Raw genomic sequence first — 22,634 nt, forward strand, 5'->3', positions numbered from 1 at the left:
GGGGTTCAAGGGGTGATTCGAGGGGTTTTTTGGCGGTTTTGCGCGGGCAGAACTGCGCGGAGGAATCGAGCTATTTAGCGAGCGCCTGGCTCAACATCTTGGCGGTGACATCGACTATCGGAATAACACGTTCATAGGCCATGCGCGTGGGGCCAATCACCCCCAGCACACCCAGGGTTTGCACCCCATCACTGTAGGGTGCGGTCACTACAGAGTAGTCACCAAAGACCTCGTAGCCGGCCTCTTCCCCAATGAATACCTGTACCCCGTCGGCGCTGGAACAGCGGTCAAGCAGGTGCAGCAGGTCTTTCTTCTGCTCGAATGCATCAAACAGCTCGCGCAGCTTGAGCACTTCCTCGGCGGTCGCATTGCCGATGAGCTTGCTCTCGCCGGCCATGACGTATTCTTCCTCGTTCACTTCCTGGTCCAGCGCCTTACTGGCCAGTTCCAGAGAATCGCGTAAATAGGCGTCAATCTGGGCGCGGGCATCGTGCATTTCGCGCAGGATATCCTCCTGGGCAATGTTTAGCGGCCGGCCGGCGAAGCGCTGGTTGACCATGGCGGCCGCTTCCCGTAACTGTTCTTCAGTAAAAGGCCGCTCGGTATAGATGATACGGTTCTGCACCTCGCGCTCATTCACCACGAGAATCACCAGCACCCGGTTGCCCGAGAGGGGCAGAAACTCCACCTGGCGCAACTGATGGGCCTCCTGCCGGGGCACTGTTACCAGGCCGGCCTGGGCAGAGATATTGGCGAGCAGGCTGGAGGCACTCTGCACCAGTTCATTGGCGGATTTATCCGGATTGAGTTCATGCCGCAGTGCCGAAACGGCTTCAGAGTGCAGCGGCTGCACCTGCAGCAGGCTGTCGACGAACAGGCGATAGCCCATCGCCGTAGGGATGCGACCCGCGGAGGTGTGCGGAGAGATCAGAAAGCCGCGATCCTCGAGATCGGACATCACATTGCGAATAGTGGCGGCACTCACCGGCAGGCCGGCCTCCTCCATCAGCGTTCGCGAGCCAACGGGCTGCCCGTCGCGAATGTGGCGCTCAACCAGGGTTTTGAGCAGAACGCTGGCGCGGTCCGATATCACATCAATTGTCATGCCCCGGTTGTATCACAGCAGGCGCGATTTACAAAACCTGCACCGGAAAGCGACAGGTTAACGCCGATGATGTTTATGCAGATCGGCATCTGGGGTATAACTGCTGAAACCATCGGGGAATCCCATGCTCAGCCATATCAGCATCAGTAATTACACCATCGTCTCGGAACTGGAGATGGAATTTGCTCCGGGTATGACCGTGATCACCGGCGAAACCGGCGCCGGCAAATCGATCACCCTGGACGCCCTGGGCCTTTGTCTGGGAGACCGGGCCGACCCGAAAGCCGTGCGCCACGGCGCACCGCGAGCCGAAATTGCCGCCACCTTTGATATCAGTCACATCCCCGCGGCCACCGCGTGGCTCAACAGCCGCGACCTGGCTGGCGGCGATGAATGCCTGCTGCGCCGGGTGATCACCGCCGAGGGCCGCAGTCGCGCCTACATCAATGGCTCCTCATCCACGCTACAGGACTGTGCCGAACTGGGTGCCTTACTGCTGGACATCCACAGCCAACACGCCCACCAGTCGCTGTTGCGTAAACCCGTGCAACGAGCACTACTCGATGCCTACGCGGGCCACCAGAAACTTGCCGGCGAAGTGGAACAAAGCGCGTCAGACTGGCTCCGCGCCCAGCGCGAGCTCGAATTACTCACCGGTTCAGCCGATGAGCACGCCTCCCGCGCCCAGTTACTGGCCTACCAGGTGGAAGAGCTGGACCAGCTGGATCTGGGCGAGAACGAGCTACAGGCACTGGAGCAGGAGCAGAAACTGCTAGCCAATGCCGAACAGATTCTCTCCTCCGCCCACTCCGCGCTGGACCTGTGTGACGAGCAGGAAAATGGCACTCGCCAGGCCCTGCAATTGATCAGTGACGATGCTCACGCCAGCGATGCCGCCGGCAGTGCACGGGAGTTACTCGACAGCGCCGCCATCCAGATCGCCGAGGCCCGCAGCGAAATCCAGCGCCATCTCGATGCCGTGGAAATCGACCCGGAGCGCCTCGACGCCGTGCAACGCCGGCTCGAAGCCATTTACGATGTAGCGCGAAAACACCGGGTGATGCCCGAACAGGTGGCAGAAGTGCACCAGCGCCTGCGTGAGGAACTGGACAGCCTCGCCGGGAGCGAGGAGCGCATCAACGAACTTCAGGCGGAGATGGTCCAGCTTGAGGACACCTACGCCAAGCAGGCCAGGAAACTCAGCAGCGGCCGGGCCAAAGCCGGCAAGAAACTGGTGAAGGCCGCGCAGGAAATTCTTGCCACACTGGCCATGGCCCAGTGCACCCTGGAAGTATCGCTAAAGCCTCGCGAGACCGAAGCGCCCCACCCTCACGGCGTGGAGGACATTGAACTCCTGCTCAGCACCAACCCCGGTGCTGCACCGCAGAGCCTGGGCAAGATAGCCTCTGGCGGTGAGCTCTCACGCATCAGTCTTGCAATTCAGGTTGTGACTGCCAGCGCCGGCACCGTGCCCAGCATGGTGTTTGATGAAGTAGATGTGGGTATCGGCGGCGCCGTGGCGGAGGTTGTAGGCAAATTGCTGCGAGACCTCGCCAGCACCGCCCAGGTACTGTGCGTAACCCACCTGCCCCAGGTGGCGGCACAGGGCCACCAACACCTTCAGGTGAGCAAGCGCTCCAGTAAGGAATCCGTGGAAACCAGCCTCAGCGAGCTGGCCGCCGAGGAGAAGGTAGAAGAAATCGCCCGGATGTTAGGCGGAGTGAAGATTACCGAACAGACCCTGGCGCACGCCCGGGAAATGTTGGAGAGCGCCTAGCTCGCTATCAGCTCTTCTTGCGGACGTAGAGCACCAGCGAGTGATCAGCCAGTTCGAAGCCGTGTTGCTCGGCAATCTCGCGCTGACGCTGCTCGATAAGCTCATCGTGAAATTCAATAACATCACCTGACTCCACGTCCACCATGTGGTCGTGGTGCTCGCCCTTGGCAAGTTCGAATACGGAATGGCCCGTCTCGAAATTGTGCCGGGTCACCAGGCCTGCAGTCTCAAACTGGGTCAGCACCCGATAGACCGTGGCAAGGCCCACATCCTCACCCGCATCCAGCAGCGCGCGATAAACGTCTTCCGCGCTCATATGATGGGGGCCCCGGTCAGCTTCGAGAATCTGCAGGATCTTGACGCGGGGGAGTGTCACCTTCAGGCCTGCTTTACGCAGTTCCTGGTTTTCTTCGGCCATGCTTCGGGGCTTCTAGTTAGGATTGAGTAGCGGTATGATGCCACCCCAGTTAACGAAGTGGAAGTTTTACCCGATGCGTATTGCCCTGTTAGTCCTCACCCTCACCTGCCTCAGCGCCTGCGGCGCCGTGGGTTTCCCAGGTGTGTATCGGATCGACGTTGAACAGGGCAATATCGTGACCCCGGACATGGTAGAGCAACTGGAGCCCGGCATGAGCAAGCGCCAGGTGCGCTTTATCCTCGGTACACCGCTGGTAGAAGACCCCTTCAACAACAACCGCTGGGACTACACCTACCGTCGCAGCAACGGCCTGGACATCCTGTCTGAGAACCAGCTGACCGTGGTTTTTGAAAATGATGTGTTGGTGGAAGTACGCGGCGATGCCTCCGAGGATCGCGCAGGGGCCTGAACCCCGGCAACTGAGCGTTAGCCCTTCGCCCGCTTCTCTTTAGCCCGCGCCGCCCGCGCCTTGCGCACCTCTTTCGGATCGGCAATCAGCGGCCGGTAGATCTCTACCCTGTCGCCCTCATGCAGCACCTGGGTGGGTGCCACTACCTTGGAGAAGATGCCGAGCTTGGCGTTCTCCAGATCGATCCCTTCGAACTTCTCAGTGATGCCCGACTGCTCTGCCGCCGCAAGCGCTGTAGTGCCTTCGGCCACATCCAGCGCGAGGATCATCTGTTTGCCTTCCAGCGCATAGGCCACTTCCACATGAATGGTTTCGCTCATCAGATCACCCGTACAGTTGCTTGGCGCGCTTTTCCACTGCGCTCACCAGATTAATCGTTACAGAATCAAACAGCTTGGCTGCCGCAGCGCCCAGCACCGCGTTGTTCACTTTGAAACTCAGTTCAAGGCTTACCTTACAGGCTTTCTCACCGAGGGGCAGGAATTCCCAACTGCCCTCAAACTGGTTGAAAGGGCCGTCGACCAGCTCCAGCGCGATATGACGCGAATCTACCACCCTGTTGCGCGTTGAGAAGCTCTGCTTGATGCCGCCCTTGGCCAGATCCAGCCGCGCTTCGACGATATCGTCAGCGCGGTGCAGCACCTCGGCACCGACGCAGCCTTCCATATAGCGCGGATAGGCTTCGATATCGTTGACGAGATCAAACATCTGTTTGGGCTTGTAGGGCAGCAGCGCACTACGCTGGATATTAGTCATGGCTGATCGTGGGTGTTCGCGTATTTTGCATTAAAAATGTCGTTACTAAAGTGGTTTCAATCGGTGTTACAGCAGCCGTGCCAGAACCAGGGCAACAATGGCCAGCGGCGCAATATACCGCAACAGCCCCCGCCAGAGCGAGAACATAGCATCCGACTCGCGGCTCAACTGCTCGCGCAAGACCGCAGGGTGCAACCGCCAGCCCACCAACAGCACGGTGAGCAAACATACCAGAGGAATCAGGATTTCGGTGGCCAGCTCGTCAAATACCAGTAACAGGTTGTGATTTCCAAACCACCCCTCCCCGGCTAATGACGATGTGATCGCCGCCGCCAGCAACCAGACCACGCCAGCACACACCAGCACCGCCGCCCAACGCTGGCCGCGCAAGGCCTGGCGCAGCGTACCGATTGCCGGTTCCAACAGCGCGAGGCCGGCCGCTAGCGCTGTGATCACGGTGAGCAGAAAGAATGCGACCCCGAAACCCTCGCCGTGAGGGATATTGCCAAAGGCATAGGGCGCGCTGATGAACAGCAGCCCCGGCCCACCATTAGGCACCAGGTTGTTGGCCAGAATCAGCGGGTACACGGCGAGCCCCGCCAGCAGCGCAATCGCTATATTAAAGATCGCCACCGCGAGGATGGATCGCAGCACCGGGATGCGCCGCGGCGTGTAAGCGCCGTAGGCCATGCCAACGCCGAGGCCCAAACCGAAGGTCAACAGCGCGTGGCTCACCGCGGCGAGCACCGCCTCACGGGTAAAATCAACGGCCTTCACACTGAACAGAAACTCGCGCGCCAGCACCAGGTTGCCGTTATCAAGGTTAAAGCGCACCAGTACCGCGAGCAGCGTAATCAGCAGAGGCACCGCGAGCCACACAAATATGCCCAGACCGCGCCGCACCCCCTGGGCACTGACAATCAACAGCACCGCTACAAACAGGGTCTGCCACAGCAACTGACGCGAGGGGTCGGCCAGCAGCGCTGTGAACGCATCTGCCACCATCGGTGCGCTGGCGTCGGAGAAAGTATTACCAAGCATCAGCGGGATATAGGCCAGCGCCCAGCCAGCCACCACTACCAGGCAAGCTGCCAGCAGCAGCCCGCTCACCGAGGCCAATACGCCCAGTGCCATCCAGCGGCGGGAAATAAGGTTGCGGTCAGCCACCCGCCGAAGTGCCAGCGGCGGCCCCGCTCTGCCGTGGCTACCGATCACGATCTCCGCGACCATGATCGGCACACTCAATAACAACAGGGAGGCGACGTAAGTCAGCATGAACGCGCCGCCACCGTTGGTGCCCATCAGCCAGGAAAAGCGCCAAAGGCTACCCATCCCGATGGTGGCCGCCGCCAGCGCCAGCACGAAGGTCGTGCGTGAGTGCCAGCCGGGCGAGGTACCCCACACTGCTGCTACCACTAAAAAATACCTAGAATTATCATGAGTTTAGATTGCACCAGCGACACCGGAGTGAAAAGGGAAAGATTACCGTTTATGTCCTTTCCCGCGTCCGTATAATGCGCGCCATGGCTAAAAAGAAACACAAGACACCGGAAAACGTTATCGCCCAGAACAAACGGGCGAGCTTCGACTACCAATTGCTGGAGACCTTCGAGGCGGGCGTCTCGCTGGCCGGCTGGGAAGTCAAAAGCCTGCGTGCAGGCAAAGCCGATCTGGCGGATTCCTATGTATTCATGCAAAACGGTGAAGCCTTCCTGCTGAATGCACATATCACCCCGCTGCTCAGCGCCTCCACTCACTACGTGACGGAGCCCACTCGCAACCGCAAGTTGTTGCTGAACAAGAAGGAGCTGGCCAAGATCCTGGCGGCCACCACTGCCAAGGGCCAGACCTGCGTGTGCACGTCGCTGTACTGGAAGGGCCATCTGGTGAAAGCAAGGATCGCGCTCGCCGTGGGTAAAACGGCGCACGACAAACGCGACACAGAAAAAGACAAAGACTGGAACCGGCAAAAGCAGCGTATTATCCGCGACAACGTTAAGCAGTGACGTTCTTAGACTAACTCGGTCTATAAATCGCCTTGCCGAACCTGGAGACCGGTACCATAGTTAATACTGTGAGTCCCCGAGCTATCTCCGCCCCTGGAGCAGAAGGGGTAACTCACGTGGTATACGGTGATAACCGCAATACTCTCCCATGGAGGAGAGCACCTGGCGGAAGGCCCTGACGATAGCCGTCTATTGCTAGCTGTCATCCCCCGTCAAAGGTCACCACTTAACCGCAGTCGACTGCTCCCCTGTATTCGATTGCGGTTTTCCGTTGCCGGTAAACTTTAGCCGAACGCCCGTGCCAGCATGCGCACCGACACAATCAGCAGAAAGACACCAAACAGTAAACTCAACTGGCGCTGATTAAGCTTGTGCGCAAGCTTTGCACCCAGCGGCGCCATCATCACCGTCATCGGCGAAATAGCCGCCACGCCAATCAGGTTCACGTAGCCAATATTCATCGCCGGCAGGCGCGGGTCACCCCAGCCGTTGATGATGAAACCGATGGTGCCCGGAATGGCGATCAACAGCCCGAAGAACGCCGCCGTTCCCACCGCCCGGTGAATGGGCTGGCTCATCATGGTCAGCGCCGCCACACTGAAGGTGCCACCACCGATACCCATCATCGAGGAAAGCCCGCCGATCATTGTCGGCAAGACAATTGCGGCCGGGCGCCGGGGCACATCTTTCCAGGGCCGAAAATTTTCCAGCGGCAGCATCATGTGAATGGCGATGACCAGGGCCACCACACCGAAAATACCGGCGAGCACGATACTTTGCACCTGAGCCGCCAGCACCGAACCCATCAGCGAACCGACAAAAATGAACGGCCCCCAAAACTGGACCAGGCTGACATCCACCGCGCCCTTGGCATGATGGGCGCGTGAGGAAGAAATCGAGGTGAAGATAATGGTCGCCAACGACGTCCCCACCGCGATATGCATACGGATGGCGGGGTCGACCCCGCGCAGTGCTAGTGCGGTATCGAGCACCGGCACAATCACGATGCCACCACCCACACCGAGCAGCCCGGCGATAACACCCGCCACCGCACCGGTAGCGAGCATGGTAAGAATCAAGGGAATGAGGCCTTCCACGGGCAGCTCCTTATGAGATCAGCCGGCAGAATACACCGCACAGACAGCCAAGCTCAATCGGGACGGTAGAGGCCCTTACCCGTAATCTTGGGAAGATCCATCGCTGCAACCAGGCCCGGCGTGTGATTGACAACCGCGGGAATGGCATTAACGATGGCCGTGGCGGTTTGAATCACACCCGCCACCGCGTGGTCGCCGTTGCGATCCTCCATGTCCATGGTAATTTCCATGCGTGGCTCACCTTCAATAATGGCCCGGTAACCTTTACCGCGGGGCCAGTCGGGCGCGATGTCTTCGGTGAGGCGAGTGACATGCTCCAGGACAATCGCGTCGCGGCCGTCAATCACCCCACGCACCTCAAAGCGCATTGCGCCTGTCGTGCCCGCTTCGAACAGGCCCATGCCGTTCGTCACGTCCTCATTCAGAGGGAGCCGCTCATGAACTTCATAGACCCGATCAAGCGTCACGCCCAGCCCCTCGGCGACGGAGTGCACTGCCCCACCCCACCCCAGCGACAACATGCCTTCCTGGAACAACATACAGTCGTGGTCGGTCGGATAGCCGAAGCCCATCACTTCGCGAATGGTGTGTTCCTGTTCGTAAGTGGAGTAATTGATAACCTCCTGCATGCGCACACTGGTCCAGTACTCGGACAGCCCGGTAAAGACCAATGGCATGGTGTCATTCGCAAAGCCGGGATCGATACCATTGTTGAAACAGGTGACACCGCCCTCCTCGCACGCGGCTGCCAGAGGGTCCGCCAGAAATGCGATTGAGGGGTTGCGCGGACACTGCAACATGAAGAGTGAACTGGCAACCACATTGATCCCGGCCCGCAAGCAACGCGTCTGATCTTCAGCCGCTTCCATCATCCGGGTTTCGGAATGCGCGGTGTACACGACACAGTCAGGGCCCAGGGCCAGTGCAGCGTCGATGTCATCGGTGGCAAGGATACCCGTCGGCTCTCCGAGGCCCGCCAGTTCGGCCACATCCTTGCCCGCCTTGTTTTCGCTGGAAACAATATGCCCAATCAGCTCCAGTTCAGGGTGATTAAGCACAGCTCGCACTGCGTACTGGCCGACGTTACCCGTACCCCAGGTCACCACATTGATTGTCATTATCTATTCTCCCGGTGATTGATTGTCATGAAACGTACGTAAGTGAGCCGCATCCGGACTAGAGCCGGGTCACCAGGCCGCTATCCCCATCGAGGCGGACCCGGTCACCGGTTTGCAGAACACGCGTGCCGACACGTGTATTCACCACGCAGGGCAGCCCATATTCGCGCGCAATCACCGCACCATGGGACACTGAACTCCCAAGGTCAGTCACAAGCCCTGCGATCATGCTGAAGTACGGCGTCCACCCGATATCAGTGATAGGGGTAACCAGGATTTCTCCGGGTTGCAGGCTCGCTGCATCCGCCAGGGTTAGCGCCACCCGCGCCGTACCCTCGACGACACCTGTCGACGCGGGGCGCCCTTCCAGCGCACCATCGCCCGCTGCTGCAGCGGCGACTTCCACAGGCTGCGGCTTGCCCACTGAAATTTCAGGAAACGATAACTTCTGCTGAAACGGCAAGGCCTTGCGTCGCAGCTCTGCCTGCGCCACGCGTGCGTCACCTGGCGCGGCTACAAATGCCGCCAGTTCGTCCATGCCAAAAAAGTAGACCAGGTCTGCATCGGGCAGATGGCCTTCCTCTGCAAGCAATGCGCCCAGTTGCGCAAACGCCAGCTTGAACCTGTGCGCTGCTCGCACCAGATGTGACTTGGTGTGCTCCCGCCGGCGAATAGCATTATGGGCGCGCGGCAGCACAAAACGCAGCCCGCGGCTAAGGCCGACCTCGTCGATCGGGGCGTGCGACGCCTGCTTGATAACGCCCCCGGCGAGCCGGGCACTCACTGCAGCCTGCATGCTCTGCACAAGCGTGGCGGGGTCATCGCCCCAGGAGGGATCGCGAACACAAAGTTCACGGTAGCCACGATGGCCATGGTCGCGAAGAAACGTCGATAGCCCTTCAGCCAGATCCGGTTGGCTGCGCAGCCAGCTGAGCGCGTCCTCAATGGAAGCTTGTGCAAAGCCAGTGGGCGCTTGAGGATGCTCCGCCACTTGCGCGACCAGCTCATCCAGCTCTGCCAACATCATCGCGCTCTCAACTTCGCTGGCACCCGCCAACAAACGCACGGCCTCAGCCTGCTCCTCCAGGCTCGCCTGGTTGGAACGCCTGGCGACCATGTTTTCCACAATGGCTGACGTGAAGCCAGACAACGCAGAGCTCTGAATATGAACCGCCATAGCGTGATTGAAGAACCACGCCTTGCCTTCGATCTCGGCCCACTGTTCACGGCTGGTGGCGCACGACGCCAACTGGAATGCCGCCATCTCTGCATCAAAATCTTGCACCACACTGGGCGCTCGCCAACAGTAGTGCAAAAGCTTTCCGGTATTGATGACCCTGCGCCACAGCGGCTGTGGCGGCAGCGGTTTGAGCTCGGGCACCACGCGGCCACACAATGTCTGGGCCGTCTGTTCCACACTCGAACCAAGCACAGCCGCGCCCATCACCACGTTACCGGTAAGGTTCAAAAAGAGATGGCCGAAGCCCCAGGCAGTGACCTGCCAGGCCGGGTCTATGGCAGCCCGCGCACCGACCTTCACCTGCATGTCCTGCAAGCCGTAGTCGATACCCCAGCCGGTAAATGACCCGGTGAGCGGGCTCACGGCACCGGGCATCATTTCGCTCACATTGGAGATGGTGAGCACGTCGTCCGGCCGCGGGAGCTCAGTATCGAATTCACCCAAATCTGCTGGCAATGTCGTGATAGGTCGGGCCTGTAACCAGTACAACACACCTGCTTCATCGATCGCCCACTCCAGGTCCAGAGGCTGCCCCGCGACTGCCTCGGCGCGTCGGGCATCCGCTGCAATTTCCTCGAGGGCTGTAGCGTCCAGCAACAATTGATCACCCGCCGAGTGACTGGCGACGCGAACACCGTCAGGGTCGATGACATAATGATCCGGCGTCGCTTCACCGCTCACCAGTGCCTCGCCAAGTCCAGCCACCGCATCGATCACAAGATGATCCCGGCGCGCACTCACCGGGTCAGCGGTAAACACCACGCCGGCATAACGTGCGTTGACCATACGCTGCACAACCACATTCATGACTGCACCAGCGTTGCCCGTCTGGCGCTGCTGATAGGCTTCAGCCCGGGCATCACCTGCAGATTCCACGCACTGACGAATCGCAGCCTGCACCGCGTCTTCGCCCTGGACGTTCAGCACAGTATCGTACTGGCCGGCAAAGGACGCCTCGGCGCCGTCTTCACCCTGAGCGGACGACCGCACGGCAACAGGACCGGTGCCCAGGGTATTAAGGTGCGTGGATAGATCAGCCGGCGGCGCATCAGCACTGGCAGCGAGAATAACGAAGGCCGGCGGCACTCGCAGGCCCATGGATTGCAGTTGGGCCAGGCCGTGAGCCTTACCCCCGCATGAATCGTCCGTGATCTGATCGAGCGTTATTATTTTGGACGTGGTCAACTTTGGCTCCAGCGGCTTGTGACAATCAGCCTCGCACAACCAATGCGCAGGTCAATTTACCGGGAACGCCTATTTAAACCACGTTGTTGGATTTACCTGGTTGCAATAGCTCTCAGCGCGCAGCGGACCCGCGCGCTGAGTTAAGGCGACGACCACCTGCAGCCATCAACAGCATGGCGATCAACCACACCATACCCTGCGGACCAACCGGAATCGCCTGCGGGGTATTGGTGTCGGTCGTTGTGGGCGAACCGGGTGCAGGCGCTGGAGAAGGCGCAGGCAATGTGCCGGGAGGCTGTGTCAGACAAGCCGGCGTCGCCGGTGGATAACCCAGCGTTACTTCCACTTCCGGATTCACGCTGAGTCGCAGAACCAGTTCTGGTACCCGGTCATCTGGCACTTCTGACCATACGCCATCTTCTTCGATCCAACCCGGCCAGCCCACACCATTGTCGAACGCATCGACCACCATACCGGGCCACAGAACGGTGCCTGTAGATGGCTGATTCTGCAGGCGCTGGACCAGACGGCCTTCAGTGCTGAGTAGCTCCACCGTCACATCAGAGCCGTCGTAGTTCAGCAGTTCATAGTCGATATACGCCGCATTCTGAATACAGGCAGAAGCGCTGCTGACCAACAGATCGACGGCCGACAGGTTCTCCCCAAAGTTGTTGTCGACACTATCTTCACCGGGTGCGAGGACAATCACACTAATCACGTCATCCACCGAATCATCGCCGCGCGAGACACCGTCGACGGTGCCCGCGGTATCCTGCCCATCGGTCCAATCCTCTGGATGCGTTTCAGTCACGGTGTACTCGCCCGGAGGCAGCCCTTCAAAGCTGTAACTGCCGTCCGGGCCAGTTACCACCACCAGGTTCACAGGCCCAGTCAGAGTGATAGTCACACCTTCTATACCCGCTTCACCCGGGTCAAAGACGCCGTCATCATTGGCGTCAAAATAGACATTGCCGGAGATGCTGACAGGCAGTACCTCGGAGAAATTGTTATCAGGAGAACCACTCACCTCGGCAGCATCACCACTGTCGGTAAGAATAATCTCTGCAACCTGACTGGTAGGGCTACCGCTCACGGGATTGGAAGCCACACCTGGAGTGCCGCCGCTACCCGCATACGTCTCGATGGTGCCGGGCGTTGTAACGCTGTTGAGTGTATCGTCGGGTTGAGTTGGCTGGCACACCGAGTAAGTATCGGCAGCCAGCTCACTAAAGAGGTAATTGCCCTGGTCATCCGTCAGCGTCGAATCCAGAAGAGCGCCGCTACAATCAGCCCCAGTGCGCAGTTCGATCACGTTTCCGGGTATGGGCGTAGAGTCCCCTGCCAGATAAGTGCCGTCTGGTACCAGTTGGTTGTCCAGGAACACCTTGCCGGAAATGTAGCCCAGCGTGCTGACCTTGAGAGGCCCATTCGCTGGCGCGAGGTTAGTACCAAAGTTAGTCACCAGGGCACCAACAGGAATGCTGTTGAGATAGTCACCTGCCTCGGGTGCTGTCACGTCTACGGACACCACACAGCCCCCTTCAGGGACCACCGTGCCACTCGCAATGGTAATTACAGACTCTCCGGCATCTGCATCAACTATGCCGGTTCCATCCGGACAGCTTGTCGTTATATTGGCGGGGTCGGCTACCACCATCTGCGCAGGATCACCTGGCAGATTATCAACAAGATCTGCCTCCAGCGTCATCTCCGCTTCATTGTCATTGCCGATAACAATAGTCAGTGTTGAGGCAACGTCCGGCGCTACCACAGGTGGCGCAAATCCCTTGCTGACGGCCGGTGGTTCAGCCACAACAATTTGCGCCTGGGTGCCAGGCAAGTTATTGATGCCTTCGAAACTGGTGACTTCCCCTTCCGCAATTTCATTAATGTAGGTACCCGGGATGTTACTGACGACATTGGCAGTGACAGTACAGATGGCACCGGTTTCACCCGCAGGTGGCAGGGTCGCTCCCGTCAGACGCAACTCACGCCCGGCAGCTACGCCAGTGACGAGGCCATCAATACAGGTCGTTGCAATATCAGGCACGTCCGCCAACACCAGTCCATCTGGCAGGCTGTCGACAAAATTCACCTCCGTCAGCGTTCCGGTATTCGGGTTTTCCAGACGGATGGTCAGAGGGGCGTCTGCGCCAGGCAGCCTCGCTGCCACGCCGGTGGTAAAGTCGAAGGGATCGTCCGCATCGAGGGTGAGGTCATCGAAGGCCTTGGTAACGATCAAGCGTTGACGCACTTCAAGACGGGCGGTGGTTTCCGGGTGAGGAACTGTCAAGCCGTTGGAGGTCAGGGAGTCTGCCTCGATGACGTTGAGATAGCTGTCTTCCACCGTGGAGTAGACATCAACTTCGAGATAACAAGATGCCGCTTCAGCACCCTGGGCCGGACCGATAGAACCACCGCTGAGGCGTACACTGGCAGCATCAGGGAAGTCCACCAGGGCACCGCCGCCGCAGTTGGAGAAGGCATTGGGTTCGTCCGCCACGAGCAGCCCAGAGGGAAACTGATCAACCAGCTCCATCGCGGTGATACTCTCGGCACGCGCATTGAATATGGTGATGCGCAGTGTTGAAATCTCATTGGGGCCCACGACTGACGGCGTGAAGGTCTTGCTGATACCCGCGTCAGACGTTGTACTGAGATTGCTCTGGGCAAAGGAACTTGAGTTCGTCGCTCCCTGATCGGACTCGATGCTGTTTTCCGGGATTGTATTTGTAATGGTACCGACAGTCGTAGAAGTGACTCTTACCTGAACAGTACAACTGGCATCTGCCGCCAGGCTTGCTCCAGACAAACCGACACTCTGGGACCCAGGCGCCGCTGACACAATGCCGCCCGGGCAAGTGGTGGTCGCCTCAGGCGCTGCTGCGATCCGCATGCCGTTGGGCAAGGTACCGGTGGTGCCATCCATGGTGAAGTAGTCAGTGACCTGAACATTGGTGAGGTCCTGGTCTGCGTTGCGAATCTCAATTGTCAGCAGAGAAGATTCACCTGGCACAGCCACACCGGGTTCAATCGATTTGGAGATCAGCGGGACTTCCAGCGGGATGTAGTTCAACGTGGCGCTGATAGGATTCCGATTGAGTAGGCCACCATCGGCCGTGACACCGCCAGCGGGAATCTCGTTAACCCAGTTCTCAGTGCCGGTCGCGATAACATCAAAGCGCAGTTCACAACTCGCCAGGGGCGCCAGCGTTGCACCGCTGAAGGCGACACTGCTGTTTCCCGGCACGGCGTCGATAACAGTTGGGCCGTTACAGGTGGTGTAGCTGTTATCTGGATCTGCCACCAGCATGCCTGCGGGCAAATCATCCGTGAAGGCGACACCCGTAATCGGACGGGAGGCGTCCAGACTCACCAGCTCGATGCTGACGGTGGAACGGCCGCCGGAGCCCGCCGAATCCGGCAGAAACAGTTTGCTCACTGCCAGCGCATCCGTGTAGGTGAGCGTGGCATCGTCCGATTCATTCAAGATGGTCGTCGTTCCATTGGCGTTTTGGCGCACTGCAGAACTATTGACCGTATTTGGATACTCACCCGCAGGCCCAACCACGTCGACGGCGACCATGCAGGTGCCCGGGTCTGAACCATCGTAAGCTGGCACAGTGCCACCATTCAGCGCAATCGACGTTGAACCGCTTACCGCGGTCACCGAGCCGCCACAGGTATTGCTGATGTTCGCCGGGCTTGCCACACGCAGCTGCTGGAATGCACCGGCAGACGGCAAAGTGTCACTCAGGGTCAGACTGGACAGACTGCTGACAGAGCGATTTGCAACCGTGAAGCTCACACGCGAGGGAGTGCCCTCATTTACCGCAACGCTGTCCTCGCCATCGAACTGCTTGAGCACGGTCATGGTATCCAGCGGATTCACCTCTGTGGAGCCAGACCCAACGTTATTACAGATGCGCGGAACAGTGCCGTAGCAAACATCGCCGGCAGCTATTTCATTTTCAGTGTCGCCACTGCCGTCAGGGTCGAGCATCGCCCAGAAAGAAATCGTACAAGTGCCAGGGGTGTTGGTAGCGGCACTTCGTCCCGGCACCGTTGGGATAGTAAAGGTGAATGAGCTGGCGCCAGGTGATGCGCCATTCAGATCCAGAGCGCCACAAGCTGGGCTGAGCGTGGGAGCAAAACCACCACTGAGAAGCAGGGTAGAGCCGTTCTGTAAGCTGTCGGTGACATCAACATCTGAAAGCACGCTGGTGGAGTAGTTCTGAATTTCCACCTCGTAGTTCACCGGGTCACCTGGTGATGCATCCTCCGGGCTAACCTGTTTGAGCACTCGCAAGCGGTCAGCCACCAGCACAGTTGCAGACTGCGCCTGGCTCACGACACCATCCACCGTATCCACTGCGCCAGCAGGTATCTCGTTCGTATAGGTGGTTGGCGTGTCTGCGCCAGGCGTGGTGCCTGTATAAGCCACCCTGATGACACATTCGCCGCCACCGGGGATATCAAACCCGGCAACATTGAAGCCCTCGCCACCGCTCTCGAGTGAGGTGCTGCCACCACAGCTGTTAGCGATATCAGCGGAGGAGCCGATCAAAAGGTTGCCGACGTAGGGAGCTGCTGAAATAGGATTGTCCGTAAAGCCATCAACGGTCAGGTCAGCTGAACCGCTATTGGTCAGCGTAATAGTGAATGTATTCTCTTCACCACTGGCGACAACTCCGGGGTTAAATCGCTTGCGAACGGCGAGCGGCGAGCGGGCGCGCACACGCTGGGACGCATCGCTGGCCGGGGCCAGGCCCTCGTCGCTGGTGAAGGTGTCAGTAGAAATGGTATTTGTGCGGGAGCGGGTGTAAACGCCATCAGAGTGGCGGGCCCGTACCTCCACATCGATCGTGCAGCTGGTATCTGGCGCCAGATTAATACCGGACACCGCCACCTGGGCCGCAGCACCTGTAGTCAAGTCGACTGTGCCACCACAGGTGCCCCCCACCGGGGTGCCTGCAGGCTCGATAATTGCACCGTCAGAACCGGCCGTCGGGAATATATCCAGAAACCCGATATTGTTGAGGGAGACAGTGGAATCGCGATTATGCAGAGTAAAACGCAGCGTCTTGAGGGCACCTCCGACGATGACAACGTCGTCGCCCACGAATGATTTCTCCCACTCGGGTTGATCAGCGGACTGCAGCGTGATGCCTTGTGGGCCACCCGTATTGTTGGCGCCCTGGTCAGAATCGACCTCGCCCCTCAGCAGCGAGTAGACCAGCGTGGAGCTTTCGCCATCCACAGAATAGGCGACGATCGGAATATCCAGGTAACAGAGCCCCAGTGCCGGGATGGTCAGGCCTGCGAGAGAAATATCTGGATTGCCCGGGGTGGTCGTGAGCACGCCTCCGCACTCTCCCTCATCAACAATGCTTGCAGGCCCGTTGACCAGCAGTCCGTTGAGCGCATTTGTCGGCAATGCCTTGCTGAAGTTGACGCCAGTAATAGGCGTGGCGGAGCCATTCGACAGGGTAACTCGCAGGCTCGTCGCCTCGCCCGGGTACACCAGAATACTGTTGGGTGTCGTCGCTCCCGGATTAACATTGACGCTGAAATCGGCATTGGTCGCCTGGGCCAACACCCCCTGCGACATGGCAAGCGACGCTAGGGCGACCACTGCACGAAACGAGGTATTGGACGGAATACGCCGGCCTATATTGCGGATAATGTTGCGGAATTTCACTACAGACTGCCTCTTACATTTACGTGCTTCACGCCATGGGGACTGAACTCCGCCAGTTTTCTCACCCGATTCGCCGCGACTATACAGAGTATGCTTACGCAAGTTTTGCCCAAAACGATGAGTTGTGGACCAGGTCACGAAACCCGCTAGATAGCGGTAATAAGCACGAGAAATAGATAATTTTGACTAAGTTTCACGACCCCAGGATGACTCGTCCGGAAATTTCCGCATTCAGGTGCCAAATTGGGTATAATGCGCGGTTCTACGGGGGTGATTTGGATTCGACGACGGATACAAAACCTTCTGGTGCATGTCGTGATGACAGCCAATCACGTTAATCGAAAGCTGTAACTTTATAGTTGCCAACGACGACAACTACGGTGCTCAGCTGGCTGCGTAAGCAGTCAAAAGACACCATCTAGTAGCTTCGGCTCTAGCGGTCATAAACAAGGTGCCAGTACCGCGCTTACTGACTGTCATATAGAACTGGACCGCAGCAAGGTATGTTCTGGGCTTTGCTGTTAAAAATTACAGAACTCGCCAATCACGTCCTGCCCGTTGGGCTGTGTGCGGTTAACTTAATTAACGGAATCTAAGCATGTAGAGCCAAAGGCAGCGGTCTGACGGACGCCGGTTCAATTCCGGCCACCTCCACCAACTCAAGAAAAACAGCCCCTTAACCGGGGCTTTTTTATGCGAGCATGAAACTTACACACATCAGCGACACTCTCCTCGATGAGGCCAGCTCCCCCGCCCTACTGCGTGAGGCGCTGGACGCGTTCAGCGACCTTTGCAGTGCAGCCAGCGGCATCGTGCCCGACCGCAGCTTTGATGCCTGGGCTGGAGACTCGCTGCTGGACAACGGGGTAGCCATTAACCCACAGGCCGCCGCCCACTGCGTAACCGACTATCAGCGTAGTGTGATCTATATACGCGGTGCCTATGCGGCAATTAAAGCCGCCCGTGAACGGTTCAACGGCCCGATTCAGATCCTGTACCCCGGCTGCGGCCCATTCGCCACATTGCTGCTGCCACTGCTGGAAAAATTCCACCCCGACGAACTCGAAGTGCACCTACTGGACATCCACCAGCAATCACTCGAAAGTGTTAGCGCGCTCATTCAGATTGTTGGCCTGGACGGGTATCGCATCACCTACGTGCAGGACGATGCCTGCCATTATCAGCACCCCACTCGCCCCCACGTCATCATCGTTGAGACGATGCAGAAGTCGCTGGAGCAGGAACCGCAATTCGCCGTCACCGCAAACCTGGCGCCCCAGTTACACGAACGTGGAATATTCATACCCCAGAAAATCGAGGTTGAGTTGTGCCTGGCTGATCTGGACAGTGAGACAGCTGCATTTAAACAAGGTGCGACGCTGGACCCTGACATGCTGACAAAGACGGGCAAACGCCACCCACTGGACACTGTGCTCAGCCTCACACCCCAGCGCGCTGCCGCGCTGCTACAAAATGCTCAACAAGACGACACCACTGGCGCAATAACGCTGAACCCGGTGTACGTCACAATTCCTCCACTCGCCAAACTTGAAAATTTTGACGCCGTTTTGTTTACGCGTGTGCAGGCGTTTGAGCAGTACCAGCTACTGGACTATGAATCGGAGATCACCCTGCCGCTACGCTGCAGTGAACTGGCGCCGCTGCGGGCTGGAACGAGCTACCGGGTTAGTTTTCGGCTTGGGAGCTATCCGAAGTTCTGCATTGATCAGGGTGAGGATGAATGAGGGGCTGTGGGTTTGGGTTCAATTCCCGCCGCCCCAAACAACTCAATACCGGTAATAATGTATGTGTTGTTTCAACATTTCCCGGAAATCCGAACTGGAAGTAACGAAGAGCAACTAGGGAAGTTAACGAATTTAACGGGAATGAACTTAGATATCGTAATGTAGCGGTCAGCTTATCCTCTGGTCTATTTGTACGATTTACAAAAACCACCTGAGGTATACATGCCTGTCGGGCACCTATCCCCCACCTTTTCGATCACTTCCTCTTCCGCCGCCTTTGCACCATAGGCTTTGCAGTAGCCTCCCGATTTGTACCAGCCCGTTGGGCACCGGCCACCCGAGGTATTCGCGACTATCTTGATGCCACGCTTATCCGTGCTGGAAAAGGTCTTGCAGTAATCGCCGGAGGAATAGCTCCCGGTGGGGCAGTCGCCATCTACTTTCGGGAATACGTCAGCGTGGGTGTACGCGGAGAACAACAGGCAGGTGATCAGTAGTTTCGATTTCATAGGACTAAGGATAATGCCTTGGGGCGCCAAATAAACCGTGTACGCATATACATGTCGGCTTTTCAGGCGTGTTCGGTCGAGTAAACAAACCTGCGCCAATCCTGCGCCACGCAATCAGGCACTGAGCTGATTCATATCTCCCTCCGTATCTACCGTATAGCGTTCGCGGAGATCAACCCATGTGGCAATACACTGGCAAACAGCGCCCACCCTTCGCCGATGAGCCCGGCCCGGACCAGGAATCGGTATGGGATTACCCACGGCCACCCGCTCTGGTGCCCTGCGATGCGCTCGTTGAGGTATTCGATGTGAGCTTACTGTTGGCGTCTACCACGTGCTCACTGCGCATTTTGGAAACTGCCAGCCCACCCACCTTTTATCTGCCGCCTGACGCCGTGGACTGGAGCCAGCTGGTGGAAGTGCAGGGCTCGTCTTTCTGTGAATGGAAAGGGGCCGCCACTTACTGGTCTCTGGCAAATGATCCAGGTGGCCCTATGGTGGGCTGGAGCTATGAGCAACCCAGCAGCAGCTTCGCGGCGATCATGGGCTACACCTCCTTCTATCCTCGTCTCCTAAAGTGCCATGTTGACGGCGAGCGTGTTCAGCCACAGCCCGGGGGCTTTTACGGAGGATGGATCACCAGCAAGGTAGCGGGCCCGTTCAAAGGCGAGCCGGGCACCGGGCACTGGTAACAACGCCCGGGACTACTGTCGATACTGCGCGGCCGTAATGAACTGCCCAAACGATTCGCACCACACTATGACCGTGTTGTAGTCTTCGATGCTCACGCCAGGGGGTACGTTGACCACAAAGTTTTCAAACGTATCGATATTACCGACCTGCTCCATCTGCGGCTTCAGGGCCTCGAAGGCAGCCTCGGTTTCCACAAAGCGCGGTGACAGGTAGAGCCGGTAAGCGGGGCCGGGTGCCAGAGAGCCCCTGAACACCACGGCGTCTGGCGACAGAGATACTGTCCCCTCGCCCCAGTGAAGAAAATCACTGTCCTCGAGATCGCGCCTGAATTCGCCCTGGTATTGGGCGCCCTCCTCTACCGCGCTTACCTGCCCGAGTTCGGGAGGCGCCGGGGCCATCAGGATCGGCAGGGTGTAGATGCCCAGCACGAAGCCAAGCACCCCGATACCGAGGTGGGACACTATCAACAGGAGTTTTCTTGCGATCGTCATAGCGCTGATTGGCGGGGAGTTTCCATCACGCAGGTAACTGCAGAACCGACAACATCAGAGCCAGGCTGGCCACCGCGCTGAGGCGCAGCCGCAAGGTAGCGTAGTAATCAGGCTGCGGCCCGAACATCGGGTGCATGCGTTCGACAACTATGGCCCCTGCCAATAGCAACGCCTGCAGGAGCAGGTTGGCCCGCAGGCCCAAGAGCACAAAACCAAGGCACGCCGCGATCACCACCACATTGCTGGCGACCAGGATAACCGGAGCCTGACGCAACAGCGCAATGCCCCACCAGGCGCCCATCAGAAAGCAGACAATGGCTAGGCTATAGGCAGCTATCGCGGGGCCGACAATCTCCGCGGGGTTTGTCGATACAGACACCGCCAGCGGCGCCGCAAGAAACGGCAGTAAGCCGGCCCAGCCCAGACGCGAGGCTGTGCGGGCGGTCGCCGTGGCCATCAGGGCTGGCCTTGTTGTACAGCGCAGCCATACATACGCGCATACCGCCTCTGGGCCCACACATTGTAGGCGCGTTCCGCCACCCACCTGATCCCGGGCAACATCAGAATCCGCCACAAAATTCCGAAAGAGGTGTGCTGCCACATGGCAACGTTGGCTGCCAGACCAGTCACCATGGCACCGTCATCGCGCTGCAAGTGCAGTGATCTCAACAGCGCATCCGTGGACGGCAAGTTGTCGCCGCTCGCGGTGTGGATATTCTGGAAGCCAAGAGTCGGCCGCGCGAGTCGCTGCAACAGGGCGACCTCTCGGCGGCACAGGGGGCAGCTACCGTCGTAGAACAAGGTGTCCATTTCCAACCATTCTCCGTTCATCGTCATGCAGTTATTTCACACCGAAACAGGGGGCACCAGACGCTCGAGTTCCGTATCTGCCCACGTCAGAATCGCGAGCTGGTCATCCCGGTCTTTGCGCCGCCAGTTATTCAAGGCCAAACCCAGCCGTGGATTGTCACCCAGTTTCTCGGCGTGGCGATTGATGAAATGCCAGTAAAGGCTGTTGTATGGGCAGGCACCCGGGCCTGTCATCTTCGCGGGCTGGTAACGGCAGCTGGCGCAATGGTCGCCCTGGCGCTGAATGTACTTGCCGCTGGCCGCATACGGTTTGCTGGCCATCAAACCTCCGTCGGCATACAGCGCCATGCCCAGCGTGTTGGGTAGCTCGACCCATTCAAAGGCATCCACATATACCGCGAGATACCATTCGCACACCTGCTGCACCTGCAAGCCGGCGAGCAAGGCAAAGTTGCCAATGATCATCAGCCGCTGAATATGGTGACCATAGCCCAGGTCGAGTGACTGCCGCAGGGCCTTCTCCAGGCAACGCATATCGGTTGCGCCGGTCCAGAACCACTCCGGCAGTGGCCTGTGCGCGTCCAATGCATTCCTGTCGGCGTAGGAAGGTGCTGTCATCCAGTAGATACCGCGGACATATTCGCGCCAACCCAGTATCTGCCGAATAAAGCCCTCCGCTGCTGCCAGGCTGCAGCGTTCTTCGCGCCACGCCCGCTCTACGGCACGACACACCTCCAGCGGGTCAAGCAGCCCGGTATTGATGTACGCTGATATCAACGCGTGATAGAGCCACGGGGATTCCTCCGCCATCGCATCCTGATACTCGCCGAATTTTGGTAAACCCTGGTCGATAAACCAAAGTAGCTGGCTCTGCGCCTGCGCGGCTGTGACGCCCAGATAAAATTGGTCGAGGTCGCCGGGATGGTCAGGAAAATGTTCGGTTACCAGCGCGATCACCTCGGCGGTAATGTTGTCCACCTCGATCGTTGGCCGGACCGGAATCGTGTCCTTACCACGCCAGCCCTTGCGGTTCTGCTTGTCGTAATTCCAATTCTCGCCCTCGGGCTTACCCTGAGCGTCGATCAGGATTTCATACTTACGCCGCATAGTGCGATAGAAGTATTCCATGCGCAGTTGTTTTCGGCCTTTGGCCCAGTCGGCGAAGTCGTCCCCCGAAGCGAGAAAACGGTCGTCTTCAACCAGTTCGACCGGCACTGCCAGATGCCACTCTGACATTGCTTCGAGCAATCGGTATTCGCCGGGCTTACAACAACGCACCCGTTCCGCTGGGCACTCTTGCAGCGCGGAGTGCACTGCATCCAGCAGCGAAGTCTTGCCCGCTTCATAGGGGTAATAGATCACCTCAAATCCTGCGTTTTGCAGTTCGTCGCGAAAGTGACGCATCGCTGAAAAAATAAAGACGATCTTGTGACGATTGTGGCGAACGTAAGAGGCTTCCTCCGCCACTTCCGCCATCACGACGGTGTCTATACCGGGCCGGGCGTCTTTGAGTGCGCCTTTACCTGCCGTCAGCTGGTCGCCGAGCACCAGGATCAGTTCGGGTGGGTTCATTG

The 22,634-nt window shown here is 58.6% G+C and carries 19 protein-coding genes and 1 other RNA gene; 6 read left to right on the forward strand and 14 right to left on the reverse strand.

Going from position 1 to position 22,634, the window contains the following annotated elements; all coding sequences use genetic code 11:
* Positions 1-70: 70 nt before the first annotated feature.
* On the reverse strand, positions 71-1,105 hold the full coding sequence (hrcA, locus tag EY643_RS14480; RefSeq protein ID WP_153239903.1) for a heat-inducible transcriptional repressor HrcA: 1,035 nt from the start codon (positions 1,103-1,105) through the stop codon (positions 71-73).
* A 124-nt stretch (positions 1,106-1,229) separates the two neighbouring features.
* Here hrcA and recN point away from each other — a divergent pair, with 124 nt between their 5' ends.
* The gene (gene recN, locus EY643_RS14485; RefSeq protein ID WP_153239904.1) at positions 1,230-2,882 is read left to right on the forward strand and encodes a DNA repair protein RecN; all 1,653 of its coding nucleotides are present in this window, start codon (positions 1,230-1,232) and stop codon (positions 2,880-2,882) included.
* Positions 2,883-2,889: 7 nt separating this feature from the next.
* Here recN and fur read toward each other — a convergent pair whose 3' ends face one another.
* Positions 2,890-3,300 (reverse strand): ferric iron uptake transcriptional regulator, encoded by a 411-nt coding sequence (gene fur / locus EY643_RS14490; RefSeq protein WP_153239905.1) that lies wholly within the window; start codon positions 3,298-3,300, stop codon positions 2,890-2,892.
* A gap of 34 nt (positions 3,301-3,334) precedes the next feature.
* Between fur and EY643_RS14495 the strand changes: the two genes are divergently transcribed.
* Positions 3,335-3,709, forward strand: a complete 375-nt coding sequence (locus tag EY643_RS14495) for an outer membrane protein assembly factor BamE (protein ID WP_240732717.1) — start codon at positions 3,335-3,337, stop codon at positions 3,707-3,709.
* 17 nt (positions 3,710-3,726) lie between these two features.
* Here the strand turns inward: EY643_RS14495 and EY643_RS14500 are convergent, their stop codons facing one another.
* The 3 genes from EY643_RS14500 to EY643_RS14510 all read right to left on the reverse strand — a co-directional run bounded on the left by EY643_RS14500 (position 3,727) and on the right by EY643_RS14510 (position 5,881).
* The gene (locus tag EY643_RS14500) at positions 3,727-4,029 is read right to left on the reverse strand and encodes an RnfH family protein (RefSeq protein ID WP_153239906.1); all 303 of its coding nucleotides are present in this window, start codon (positions 4,027-4,029) and stop codon (positions 3,727-3,729) included.
* 4 nt (positions 4,030-4,033) lie between these two features.
* Positions 4,034-4,465, reverse strand: coding sequence for a type II toxin-antitoxin system RatA family toxin (locus EY643_RS14505; RefSeq protein ID WP_153239907.1), 432 nt, complete (start codon positions 4,463-4,465; stop codon positions 4,034-4,036).
* A gap of 66 nt (positions 4,466-4,531) precedes the next feature.
* Complete coding sequence (locus tag EY643_RS14510) at positions 4,532-5,881, reverse strand: sodium-dependent transporter (RefSeq protein ID WP_153239908.1); 1,350 nt, start codon at positions 5,879-5,881, stop codon at positions 4,532-4,534.
* A 107-nt stretch (positions 5,882-5,988) separates the two neighbouring features.
* Between EY643_RS14510 and smpB the strand changes: the two genes are divergently transcribed.
* A complete protein-coding gene (gene smpB / locus EY643_RS14515) occupies positions 5,989-6,471 on the forward strand; it encodes an SsrA-binding protein SmpB (RefSeq protein ID WP_153241062.1) in 483 nt (160 codons plus the stop codon).
* 284 nt (positions 6,472-6,755) lie between these two features.
* Here smpB and EY643_RS14520 read toward each other — a convergent pair whose 3' ends face one another.
* From EY643_RS14520 to EY643_RS14535, 4 genes are all read right to left on the reverse strand, one after another.
* Positions 6,756-7,568, reverse strand: coding sequence for a sulfite exporter TauE/SafE family protein (locus EY643_RS14520; protein ID WP_240732718.1), 813 nt, complete (start codon positions 7,566-7,568; stop codon positions 6,756-6,758).
* 53 nt (positions 7,569-7,621) lie between these two features.
* Positions 7,622-8,686, reverse strand: coding sequence for an NAD(P)H-dependent amine dehydrogenase family protein (locus EY643_RS14525; protein ID WP_153239909.1), 1,065 nt, complete (start codon positions 8,684-8,686; stop codon positions 7,622-7,624).
* A 58-nt stretch (positions 8,687-8,744) separates the two neighbouring features.
* Positions 8,745-11,111, reverse strand: coding sequence for a PEP/pyruvate-binding domain-containing protein (locus EY643_RS14530; RefSeq protein WP_153239910.1), 2,367 nt, complete (start codon positions 11,109-11,111; stop codon positions 8,745-8,747).
* A 112-nt stretch (positions 11,112-11,223) separates the two neighbouring features.
* Entirely contained in the window at positions 11,224-16,812 is a 5,589-nt protein-coding gene (locus EY643_RS14535; RefSeq protein WP_153239911.1) for a DUF7933 domain-containing protein, read from the reverse strand.
* Positions 16,813-17,078: 266 nt separating this feature from the next.
* On the opposite strand from EY643_RS14535, the gene ssrA reads away from it, so the two are divergent.
* Positions 17,079-17,469: a transfer-messenger RNA gene (gene ssrA / locus EY643_RS14540) on the forward strand.
* 44 nt (positions 17,470-17,513) lie between these two features.
* Positions 17,514-18,557 carry an SAM-dependent methyltransferase gene (locus EY643_RS14545; RefSeq protein WP_153239912.1) on the forward strand — a complete coding sequence of 348 codons (1,044 nt, stop codon included), beginning with the start codon at positions 17,514-17,516 and terminating at the stop codon, positions 18,555-18,557.
* 185 nt (positions 18,558-18,742) lie between these two features.
* On the opposite strand, the gene EY643_RS14550 is transcribed toward EY643_RS14545, so the two are convergent.
* On the reverse strand, positions 18,743-19,066 hold the full coding sequence (locus EY643_RS14550; protein WP_153239913.1) for a hypothetical protein: 324 nt from the start codon (positions 19,064-19,066) through the stop codon (positions 18,743-18,745).
* Positions 19,067-19,245: 179 nt separating this feature from the next.
* Here EY643_RS14550 and EY643_RS14555 point away from each other — a divergent pair, with 179 nt between their 5' ends.
* Positions 19,246-19,758, forward strand: coding sequence for a DUF427 domain-containing protein (locus EY643_RS14555; protein ID WP_153239914.1), 513 nt, complete (start codon positions 19,246-19,248; stop codon positions 19,756-19,758).
* A 12-nt stretch (positions 19,759-19,770) separates the two neighbouring features.
* Here EY643_RS14555 and EY643_RS14560 read toward each other — a convergent pair whose 3' ends face one another.
* From EY643_RS14560 to EY643_RS14575, 4 genes are read right to left on the reverse strand one after another with little or no spacing between them, the layout of a single operon-like run.
* On the reverse strand, positions 19,771-20,250 hold the full coding sequence (locus tag EY643_RS14560; RefSeq protein ID WP_153239915.1) for a DM13 domain-containing protein: 480 nt from the start codon (positions 20,248-20,250) through the stop codon (positions 19,771-19,773).
* A 25-nt stretch (positions 20,251-20,275) separates the two neighbouring features.
* The gene (locus EY643_RS14565; protein WP_153239916.1) at positions 20,276-20,707 is read right to left on the reverse strand and encodes a DUF3429 domain-containing protein; all 432 of its coding nucleotides are present in this window, start codon (positions 20,705-20,707) and stop codon (positions 20,276-20,278) included.
* On the reverse strand, positions 20,707-21,087 hold the full coding sequence (locus EY643_RS14570; protein ID WP_240732719.1) for a thiol-disulfide oxidoreductase DCC family protein: 381 nt from the start codon (positions 21,085-21,087) through the stop codon (positions 20,707-20,709). Before EY643_RS14570 ends, EY643_RS14565 begins: the two co-directional genes overlap by 1 nt.
* Before the next feature lie 9 nt (positions 21,088-21,096).
* Positions 21,097-22,632, reverse strand: a complete 1,536-nt coding sequence (locus EY643_RS14575) for a cryptochrome/photolyase family protein (protein ID WP_153239917.1) — start codon at positions 22,630-22,632, stop codon at positions 21,097-21,099.
* Positions 22,633-22,634: the final 2 nt, after the last annotated feature.

The sequence above is a fragment of the Halioglobus maricola genome, assembly GCF_009388985.1.
Lineage (GTDB): Bacteria > Pseudomonadota > Gammaproteobacteria > Pseudomonadales > Halieaceae > Halioglobus > Halioglobus maricola.